At 71.9% G+C, this 8,776-nt stretch carries 10 protein-coding genes, 1 tRNA gene and 1 pseudogene; 5 read left to right on the top strand and 7 right to left on the bottom strand.

Annotation, left to right across the window (positions count from 1 at the left end):
• Positions 1-182: 182 nt before the first annotated feature.
• Positions 183-1,211: a 6-phosphofructokinase gene (locus ABT288_RS18920; protein ID WP_351608780.1), complete on the bottom strand. Its 1,029-nt coding sequence runs from the start codon at positions 1,209-1,211 to the stop codon at positions 183-185.
• A 367-nt stretch (positions 1,212-1,578) separates the two neighbouring features.
• Here ABT288_RS18920 and ABT288_RS18915 point away from each other — a divergent pair, with 367 nt between their 5' ends.
• Entirely contained in the window at positions 1,579-1,884 is a 306-nt protein-coding gene (locus ABT288_RS18915; RefSeq protein ID WP_351608778.1) for a putative quinol monooxygenase, read from the top strand.
• A gap of 106 nt (positions 1,885-1,990) precedes the next feature.
• On the opposite strand, the gene ABT288_RS18910 is transcribed toward ABT288_RS18915, so the two are convergent.
• Positions 1,991-2,064 (bottom strand) — tRNA-Pro (locus ABT288_RS18910).
• Between the two features lie 45 nt (positions 2,065-2,109).
• Positions 2,110-3,537, bottom strand: coding sequence for an MFS transporter (locus tag ABT288_RS18905; protein ID WP_351608775.1), 1,428 nt, complete (start codon positions 3,535-3,537; stop codon positions 2,110-2,112).
• A gap of 190 nt (positions 3,538-3,727) precedes the next feature.
• On the opposite strand from ABT288_RS18905, the gene ABT288_RS18900 reads away from it, so the two are divergent.
• Entirely contained in the window at positions 3,728-4,306 is a 579-nt protein-coding gene (locus ABT288_RS18900; protein WP_351608772.1) for a TetR/AcrR family transcriptional regulator, read from the top strand.
• Positions 4,307-4,319: 13 nt separating this feature from the next.
• Here ABT288_RS18900 and ABT288_RS18895 read toward each other — a convergent pair whose 3' ends face one another.
• On the bottom strand, positions 4,320-4,835 hold the full coding sequence (locus tag ABT288_RS18895; RefSeq protein ID WP_351608769.1) for a hypothetical protein: 516 nt from the start codon (positions 4,833-4,835) through the stop codon (positions 4,320-4,322).
• Between the two features lie 129 nt (positions 4,836-4,964).
• Here ABT288_RS18895 and ABT288_RS18890 point away from each other — a divergent pair, with 129 nt between their 5' ends.
• Positions 4,965-5,309: a cupin domain-containing protein gene (locus tag ABT288_RS18890; RefSeq protein ID WP_351608766.1), complete on the top strand. Its 345-nt coding sequence runs from the start codon at positions 4,965-4,967 to the stop codon at positions 5,307-5,309.
• A gap of 34 nt (positions 5,310-5,343) precedes the next feature.
• Here the strand turns inward: ABT288_RS18890 and ABT288_RS18885 are convergent, their stop codons facing one another.
• Both ABT288_RS18885 and ABT288_RS18880 read right to left on the bottom strand, forming a co-directional pair.
• Positions 5,344-5,922, bottom strand: a complete 579-nt coding sequence (locus ABT288_RS18885; RefSeq protein ID WP_351608764.1) for a poly-gamma-glutamate hydrolase family protein — start codon at positions 5,920-5,922, stop codon at positions 5,344-5,346.
• 11 nt (positions 5,923-5,933) lie between these two features.
• Positions 5,934-6,965: a LacI family DNA-binding transcriptional regulator gene (locus ABT288_RS18880; protein ID WP_351608761.1), complete on the bottom strand. Its 1,032-nt coding sequence runs from the start codon at positions 6,963-6,965 to the stop codon at positions 5,934-5,936.
• Positions 6,966-7,213: 248 nt separating this feature from the next.
• Here ABT288_RS18880 and ABT288_RS18875 point away from each other — a divergent pair.
• Together ABT288_RS18875 and ABT288_RS18870 are read left to right on the top strand one after the other, a co-directional pair.
• Positions 7,214-7,405: pseudogene (locus tag ABT288_RS18875) on the top strand (SDR family oxidoreductase); the annotation flags it as partial.
• 26 nt (positions 7,406-7,431) lie between these two features.
• Positions 7,432-8,436, top strand: a complete 1,005-nt coding sequence (locus ABT288_RS18870) for a Gfo/Idh/MocA family protein (RefSeq protein WP_351608759.1) — start codon at positions 7,432-7,434, stop codon at positions 8,434-8,436.
• A 74-nt stretch (positions 8,437-8,510) separates the two neighbouring features.
• Here the strand turns inward: ABT288_RS18870 and ABT288_RS18865 are convergent, their stop codons facing one another.
• Entirely contained in the window at positions 8,511-8,705 is a 195-nt protein-coding gene (locus ABT288_RS18865) for a hypothetical protein (protein WP_351608757.1), read from the bottom strand.
• Positions 8,706-8,776 lie beyond the last annotated feature (71 nt).

Raw genomic sequence — 8,776 nt, 5'->3', positions numbered from 1 at the left:
ATCTTGCGTGGCCCACCCCCCCGCCGGCCCCCGGGCGGGCCGCGGCGTCGCACCCCCCCCCCCCCCCCTCGCCGGCGCGGGTGCTCTGGACACCTCCGCCCCCCCCCCCCCCACCGGTCTGCGGCAGCACGGCACCGGGACCTGCGGATGCTTGCCGTGCCGAACGCCACCACGTGGCAGCGTCAGGTACCGAAGAAAACGTCGAACTCCGTGTACAGCTCTTGCGGGACCCGTTTGGTCGCCTTCGTCGCGTCAGCGAGCGGGATCCGTGTGATGTCCGTGCCGCGCAGAGCCATCATCGTGCCGAAGTCGCCGTCCCGGACCGCGTCCACGGCGTGCAGGCCGAAGCGTGTGGCGAGCCACCGGTCGTATGCACTCGGCGTGCCACCACGCTGGACGTGGCCGAGAACGGTCGTGCGGGCCTCCTTCTCCGTGTGGTGCTCGACCTGCCGGGCCAGCCAGTCACCGATCCCGGACAGGCGCACGTGCCCGAACTCGTCGCGCGACTCGTCCTTGACCACCATCTGTCCGGCCCTGGGAACGGCTCCCTCGGCCACGACGACGATCGGCGCGTAGTTGATCTCGAAGCGTTTCTCCACCCAGGCGCACACCTGGTCGAGATCGAACTCCACTTCCGGGATGAGGATGGCATTCGCGCCCCCGGCGACGCCGGCGTGCAGAGCGATCCACCCGGAGTGGCGTCCCATCACTTCGACGACGAGTGTGCGCTTGTGGGACTCCGCGGTGGTGTGGAGGCGGTCGATGGCCTCGGTCGCGATGCTGACGGCGGTGTCGAAGCCGAAGGTGTAGTCGGTGCCGCCCACGTCGTTGTCGATGGTCTTGGGCACGCCGACCAGGTTGATCCCCGCGTCGGACAGTGCGGTCGCGACGCTGAGCGTGTCCTCGCCGCCGATGACGACCAGGGCATCGATCTTGTGGGCGCCGAGGGTGTTCTTGATGCGGTCGATGCCGTCCTCGAGCCGGAGGGGGTTGGTGCGAGAGGAGCCGAGAATCGTGCCGCCGAGCGGAAGGATTCCGCGCACGGCCGGGACGTCCAAGGACATGGTCACGTCCTTGACCGCGCCGGCCCAGCCGTCGACGATCCCCACGAACTTCCAGGCGTGTTCCTGCGCGCCTTTGCGTACGACACTGCGGATCACCGCATTGAGACCAGGGCAGTCGCCACCCCCGGTCAGCACTCCCACCCGCATGATCGTTCTCCCTCGCCTTCACACGTCGGGCGCCACCGGCCCGGCCTGGAGCGGAGCCGGTGCCCGTATGGAGATCTGTCTCCAGCTTGAACCCACACGGGACGGAGCGCACGGTGTGCCCCCGCTCGTCGGCTCCCGGGGCCGCGGAGCCTTGCCGGCAGCCCTGCCCGAGGTCCGGCCGTCCGTCCAGGGCCGGTGAGGGTGTCCAGGACGACGAGCGTGGGTCCACACTCGCCCGGCCGGATGTCACACTCCGGGACCTGCCGCGGCTCTCAGGTGCGACCGCCCACGAATGCCACGAGGGCGGTCCTGTCCGCGGCCTCAGGCCGCGGACGGGCGGAACAACGACACCGACTGGAGAGAAGCCATGGTCAATGTGGGACTGTTCGTGCGCATAGAAGCCGAACCGGGCCACGAGGCGGCAGTGGAGGCCCAGTTGAAGGCGGCCCTTGCGCACGTCGAGGCCGAGTCCGGCACCGTCGTCTGGCTGGCACTCCGCCTGGGGCCGGGGATCTACGCGGTCGTCGACGCCTTCCCCGGCGAGGCCGACCGCCAGGCACACCTGGAGGCAGGACGGACCCGACTGGCTGAAGCACTCGAGCACTTCGCCCATCCGCCCACGCTCGAGCGCACGGACGTCATCGCCGCCAAAATCCCCTCACTGGGAGCCTGAGCGCCGAGACCCGCAGTCGAGAGTGCTCGTCCCCACATGGTCCCCGGGATCGCACAAGAGGCCGTATCGGATGTCCGATACGGCCTCTGACCTGCTACGTCGCAAGTCGGGACGACAGGATTTGAACCTGCGACCCCTTGACCCCCAGTCAAGTGCGCTACCAAGCTGCGCCACGTCCCGTTGCGGTCTCACCCGGGGTGTCCCGCGTGATCACGCAGGTCAACACTACCGCACCTGGGCGGGTGCCTGTGCCGCACCCGCCGCGGCGGGGATCGTCGTACGGGTGGGGCGGCGGGCCGGGACGAGGAGGGCGGCGCCGGCCGCGGCCAGGCAGAGGAGGGCGAGCAGGGTCCAGCCGTGGGTGTAGCCGGAGGCGTAGGGCAGGCCGGAGGGCTGGAGGCGGCCGGTGACCAGGACGCTGGTGAGCGCGGCGCCGATGGAGCCGCCGATGGTGCGGATGTTGGCGTTCATACCGGTCGCGGCGCCGGTCTGCTCGCGCGGGACGCTGCCGACGACGAGGTTGGCCATGGAGGCGAAGGCCAGTCCGATGCCGAGGCCGAACAGCCCCGCCACCACGGCTATCTGCCACTGGGCGTCGTGCCAGAGGGTGAGGAATCCGCAGGCCAGCGCGCCCAGTGCGGCACCGGTGGTGAGGAGCGCCTTGGCGCCGACGCGGGGCTCGAGACGGCCCGAGAGGACGCCGGAGACGAACATCGCCAGCAGCATCGGGAGCATGAGGAGACCGGAGGCGGTGACGCTCGCCCCGAAGCCGTAGCCGGCCGCGGCCGGCGTCTGGACGAAGCCCGGCAGGAAGGACCAGATCGCGTACATGCCCGCGCCGAAGAGCAGGGCGGCGGCGTTGGTCGTCCACACCGCGGGCAGCCGCATCACACGCAGATCGATGAGCGGGGTGCGGGAGCGGGCCTCGGCCGTGAGCCACAGGGCGAACAGCACGACGGCGGCGGCGAACAGGCCGAGCACCTTCGGCGAGCCCCAGCCCCACTGCCCGGCCTGGCTCAGCGGCAGCAGCAGGGCCACCAGCCACGCGGAGAGCAGCACGGCGCCGTACCAACTGACCTTCCCCTGGGCCCGCTTGGGTGACTCGGGGACGTAGGCCACGGCGATCAGGACCGTCGCGGCGACGATCGCCACGGGGATCCAGAAGAGCCAGCGGTAGTCGAGCGCGGAGACGATCGGTCCGGCGGCCACCATGCCGACCCCGCCGCCCGCGGCGATGACCGCGGAGAGGTTGCTGATGCTGCCGCTCACCTCGGCGGGCGCGAACTCGTCGCGGATGATGCCGAAGGACAGCGGGAACAGGGCACCGCCGACGCCCTGGACGACCCGGGCGACGATGAGGACACCGATGTCCGGGGCGAGCGCGGCGACGAGACAGCCGGCGAGGACGGCGAGCAGGACGCCGACGAGCGTGCGTTTCTTGCCGACGAGGTCGCCAACCCGGCCGAGGATCGGGGTGAAGACCGAGGCGGACAGCAGATAGGCGGTCATCACCCAGGTCGCGGTCGACTGGGAGGCGTGCAGGGCGTGCTGGACGGTCGGCAGGGCCGGCGCGATCAGCGACTGGAGCATGGAGAACACGCCCGCACCGGTCGCGAGGACCGCGAAGGTGAGGCGGGTGGACGTGCGGGGCATGGGAGGGCCTCTCCGAGTGGGAGTGCTGTGACGGGCGAAGGGGGCGTCGTGCCGGGGCATGTCCGCCCACGGCGGTGGCGCCCCCGCAGTGCTAAAGTGGAGGCGCCCCTCCACTCTAGCGGAGGTAGCCCTCCGGTTCAACCGAACCGGATGCATTCCTCCGGTTCATCGATTCCCCTGGGAGGCACCAGTGACGGCCACGCCCTTCCCCGTCGGCGAGATCGTGGCGGCCCGCCGCCCGCACCGCAAGGACGCCGCCCGCAACTACGACGCCCTGCTCGACGCCGCCCGCGAGGCGTTCGCCGAGCACGGCTCCGACGCCTCCCTGGAGGACATCGCCCGCCGCGCGGGCGTCGGCATCGGCACGCTCTACCGGAACTTCCCCACCCGCCGCGACCTCTTCGAGAGCGTCTACGCCGACGAGGTCAACGCCCTGTGCCGGGCGGCCGTGGAGGTCGCGGACCTGGAGCCGTGGGAGGCGCTGACCGCCTGGCTGGACCGGTTCGCCGGCTACATGGTCACCAAGCGCGCGGTGCGCGAGGCACTCAACGACGAGTCGGAGATCTTCCAGGCCTGCCGCGACTCGATGTACGCCGCCGGAGGCCCGCTGCTGGAGCGCGCCCAGCGGGCGGGCGTGGCCCGCGCGGACATGGACTTCACCGACCTGCTGCGGATGGTCGCCGGCATCACGGCCACGGCCTTCGACGACGACGCCCAGCGCGACCGGGTTCTCGCCATCGCGCTGGACGGGGTGCGCACCGGCCGCTGAGGCCGGGCACCGCCTACTTGATGAGCGCGTTCGCCACCACCACGATCACCCCGAGCAACGCGTCCCCGGCGCCCATGAGGACCGCCATGGGCCAACTCCGGGCGGACCAGCGGGCGGTGATCAGGCCGAGGACGAAAAGGATCACGATGTTGAGGGCGAACGCCGGGTACTGGACGCCGTTCGGTGACCACCAGCCCCAGCCCGCGCCCGCGAGCAGGAAGACCGTGGGCAGCACGGCCGTGACCAGCGGCCACTCGTCCCGCAGCGTGCGCAGCACGTCCCAACGGCGGTGCGGGGCGCGTTCGGCGATGTAGTGGGCGTAGCCGTGCGCGAGGGCGGAGGCGAAAGCGGTCACCAGGAGCCACACGGCGTCGTAGCGGCGGCCGGCGGCTGTCGTACGGCCGTACTGGGTGAGCGCCGCCACCATCGAGCTGGCGAGGACGGCGCCGTACACACCGCCGAACAGGACGGCCTCACGTGTGTCGTGCTGCCGGGGCGGTGCCGTGCCGACCGCCGTGGAGTCAGCCATGGTCCCCACGATCACCCGTGCGGCGCCGCCCCGCCAGTCCGCGCGGGATGACGAAGTGTCCTCCCACCAGCCCCGATGCTCCACACACTGTCGACTCCGGCGCGGCTCGGCGCTGGCTAGGCTCGCCGCATGACGCACAGCTTCGCGCTCCACATCCCCGACGCCGGCCTCGAACCCGAGCCCCTCGACCGGGAACAGATCGTCTCCGGCTCCCCCGAGGTCACCGGGAAGGTGGTCTGGGAGTCCCCGGACGGACGGCAGATCCGTGGGATCTGGCAGATCACGCCAGGCGTCGTCACCGACACGGAGGCGGACGAACTGTTCGTCGTGATCAGCGGTTCGGCGACGGTCGAGGTCGAGGACGGGCCGACGCTCGAGGTGGGGCCGGGCGACATGGCGGTGCTGCGCGCGGGCGACCGTACGACGTGGACCGTGCACGAGACGCTGCGCAAGGCGTACGCGATCAACCTGTGAGGCGGGGCGCGGCCGGGGTGCCACCGGTCCTCCGTCAGGCGCTCAGCCCCTTGACGCCGGCGGTCAGCGCCGCGACCACCTTCTCCGGCGGGACGTCCGCTCGCCCGCTCGTCCGGGCCGAGAGCGGCAGTTCCACCTGGACTCCGCCGAGGCGGGTCAGGTTGACCGGGTTCCTGGGATGCACGCCGCGCAGGTCGGCCGGGATGGCGGCCAGGTCGGTGACGGCCGGGAAGTCCCGGGCCCCGGCGGCCAGTGCCTCGGCGAGGACGCGGGCCGCGGCCCGGTTGCGGCCGCCGAGGAAGACGGTGTGCGGTGCCTCGGGCCGCATGTGGCCGTGCAGGGAGACGGTGAGGGAGACCCGGTCCAGGAACTCCCGCAGGAGTGCGCAGTGGTCGGCCGCCATGAGCGGGGACGGGATGTGCACGGGCTGCCGTACCCCCGGCTGGGTGAAGACGAGGCTGGTGGCGCCGCAGCGGCGCGCCACGAGGTCCGCGAGTTCGGCCGTACCCCCTTCGTTGCTGCCGTGCAGGGCCAGCAGCCCGATCTCGCCACCCGGTACGAGGGTCGCGACCAGCGGTGTGCCCTGGATCTCCGTGTGCTCGGTGCGGGTCACCGGGTCCCCCTTCACTCGGCCGCCTGCGCGGGCAGGTTGTACGGCGTGACGACCTGGATCGCGGACAGCGTCGGCGGGCCGGCCGGAGGCAGCGCGCCGTGCGCCCGCATCACGAGGTGGCAGGCCTCCCGCATGTCCTGGCGCAGGTCGTGGTGGAGCACGGCGGACAGCCGGTGCTCGCGCAGCAGTCGCGTGTTGTCGTGATCGAGGTCGTGGGCGATGAACACCGCGCAGGCACGGCCGAGGTCGGCGAAGGCGCGCAGGGTGGCGTTGTTGCCGCCGCCGATGGAGTACACGGCCCGGATCTCCGGGTCCCGTTCCAGGGCGGCGCGGACCAGGTCGTACTGGGTGGCGTCCAGGCCCTGTCCCTCGGTGATCTCCACCAGGGTGCGCTCCGGATGCCGGGTCCGCATCACGCTCCGGAACCCCATCTCGCGCTCCTCCTCGTTGCGGAAGAAGCCGCTGCTCAGGCTGGTGAGGACATGGCCGGGCCGGTCGCCGAGCCACTGGCCCGTCAGATAGGCGGCGGTGGCGCCGGCGGCCCGGTTGTCGCTGCCGACGTAGCCGATCCGGCCGCTGGCGGGCAGGTCGGTGACCAGGGTGACGACCGGGATGCCGGCCGCGGTGAGCCGGCCCACGGCGGCGGTGACCTCGGGGACGTCGGGCGCCTTGAGGATCACGCCCTGGGAGCCGCGCCGGGCGATCCGGTCCAGCGTCCTGACCTGCTCTGCGGCCGGACCGGTCTCGCGGAAGTGGAAGCGTGAGCGGACCACGGCCGGGTGCAGGGACGGCAGTTCGGCCTCCAGGGCGGCGCGCACGGCGGTGCTGAACCGCTCCGGTGCCTGCACCACGATGTCGACCATGAAGGTACGGCCGACCAGCCGCACCTGGGTGCGCTGCCGGTCGAGGTCGGCGATGGCCCGGTGCACCTCCTGCGCGGTGCTCTCACGTACTCCTCCCCTGCCGTTGAGGACACGGTCCACCGTGGCCTCGCTGAGGCCCGCCTGACGTGCGATCTCCCGGATCGGGAACGGGTGGCCCATGGGCCGGCTCCTTGAGGGGTTTTTGATGGCTGACTGCTGGTTGTTCGAGGGGTTTGTCATGACAAGAATGACAGGGCCGCGTCGTCGCCGTGGCCGAAAGCCGTGATCGAAAGGACGCCGATGTCCGCCGCCTCCGTGCCAGGACGTGCCTGGCCGTCCGGGCAGGACTGCGACCTGGCCGCCTTCCGCGCCCAGACCGACCGGACGACCCGCCTCGTGGACCACCCGCACGCCGCCTCGGTGACGGAAAGGCCTTCCACTGCACCGGCGAGGACTGGCGCGAGCAGTCCGCTGCGCAGCTGCCGACGGGCACGCTGGGCCAACCGGACGAGATCGCCGACTTCGTGGTCTTGCTGCTGTCCGGCCGGTCAGGGGTGGTCACGGGGTCGGTGATCGACTGGGACCGGAACGTCCTCGGCACCCTCGACCGACCTCCCTGACGGAACAGTCGTACTCAAGGAGCACCATGCGTATCGGAATCCTCGGCCTCGGCCGCATCGGCGCCTTCCACGCCGAGACCCTGTCCGGACTGGACGCCGTCGAGGCGCTCGTCGTCGCCGACCCGTTCGCGTACGCCGCCAAGGCCGCCGCCGAGCGGTTCGGCGCCGAGGTCGCGGACTCGCCGGAGGCGCTGCTCGCGGCCGGGGTGGACGGCCTGGTCGTCGCGGCGGCCACGGACGCCCACCCGGCGCTGATCCGGGCCGGCGTCGAGGCCGGTGTCCCCGTCTTCTGCGAGAAGCCGGTCGCCCGCACCATGGCGGAGGGTGTCGAGGTGCTGAAGGCCGTGCGCGACAGCGACGTGCCGATCCAGATCGGTTACAACCGCCGCTTCGACGCGGGCTTCACCGCCGCGCGCGCCGCCGTACAGGCGGGCGAACTGGGCAAGCTGCACACGGTCCGCTCCACGACGTTGGACCCGGCGCCGCCGCCGGCCGCGTACATCGCCGCCTCCGGGGGCATCTTCCGGGACTGTTCCGTGCACGACTTCGACATCATCCGCTGGGTGACGGGCCGCGAGGTCACCGAGGTGTACGCGGTCGGGGGCAACCGGGGCGCCGACTACATCGAGGCGGCGGGCGACGCGGACACCACCGGCGCGATCCTCACCCTGGACGACGACACCATCGCGGTGGTCTCCAACTCCCGCCACAACGCCCGGGGTTACGACGTCCGCATGGAGCTCCACGGCTTCGCCGACTCCATCGCCGTCGGCCTGGACGACAAGCTCCCGCTGCGCTCGGTCGAGCCCGGCGTGACCTTCCCGTCCGGCACCCCGCACGACTTCTTCATGGACCGCTTCACCGACGCCTACCGCGCCGAACTCACCGCGTTCACCGAGGTCGTGGCCGGCACCCGCCCCTCCCCCTGCACCGTCGAGGACGCCCTGGAGGCAGGCTGGATCGCCGAGGCCTGCACCCTGTCCCTCCAGGAGCACCGGCCGGTGACGCTCGCGGAGGTGCGGAAGCTCTGAGACATGCGGGAGGCGCCGGGCGGAGGTGCCCGGCGCCGTAACCGTGTCCCAGCCGCGGTGGCCGTACCCGTGTCTCAGCCGCAGTAACGGATCAGCCACTCGTCGGGGTTGTACGTGTCGCGCGCCGGGTCGGGCAGGGTGGCCGGCTTGGTCTCGACCATGTCCTCGGGGCGTATCCGATCGGGCAGCGTGCCGAAGCGGTCGCGGCGCAGCGTCACCGGGTCGGTCGCGTCCCGGGCCGTCTTCCGGGGTTCGGTGCGGTGAGTCATCTGGTCCTCCCGTGTTCGCGGGCGCCCCCGTCGTCGTACACAACGCCCGCGTGCCACCGGTTGGTTCCCGG

This window comes from Streptomyces sp. NPDC001093, assembly GCF_040298985.1.
Lineage (GTDB): Bacteria > Actinomycetota > Actinomycetes > Streptomycetales > Streptomycetaceae > Streptomyces.
The sequence above is the reverse complement of the archived record's forward strand: the minus strand, read 5'-3'. Positions and strand labels throughout refer to the sequence as shown.